The sequence below is a fragment of the Nocardioides sp. NPDC057772 genome (genome assembly GCF_042798075.1).
Lineage (GTDB): Bacteria > Actinomycetota > Actinomycetes > Propionibacteriales > Nocardioidaceae > Nocardioides.
Genome location: NZ_JBHVKN010000323.1, coordinates 1 through 422 on the forward strand (window position 1 = coordinate 1; position 422 = coordinate 422).

General features: G+C 69.0%; 1 pseudogene. It reads right to left on the reverse strand.

The features are described from left to right. Nucleotides 1-422, reverse strand: a pseudogene (carB, locus tag ACFVJS_RS27080) (carbamoyl phosphate synthase large subunit); the annotation flags it as partial.

Here is a 422-nt window from a genome sequence, read left to right on the forward strand (position 1 = left end):
GCGCCGGCGAGCAGGTCGTCGATGCTGTGGCAGATGACCGACTTGGCGCTCTCGCCACCGAGCTCGGCGACGATCTTCTTGAACTCCTCGCGGTTCTCACCGCGCTGGATCGCGTCGATGGTCGCGCCGATCAGCTCGACGTCGTACTTCTCCAGGATGCCGCGCTCGTCGAGCGCGACCGCGCAGTTGAGCGCGGTCTGGCCGCCGAGGGTCGCCAGCAGCGCGTCGGGGCGCTCCTTGGCGATGACCTTCTCGACGAACTCGGGGGTGATCGGCTCGACGTAGGTCGCGTCGGCGAACTCCGGGTCGGTCATGATCGTGGCCGGGTTGGAGTTGACCAGGATGACCCGGATCCCCTCCTCGCGCAGCACGCGACAGGCCTGACCGGCACGTACGACACCCGACCACGACGCCCGCGGGGC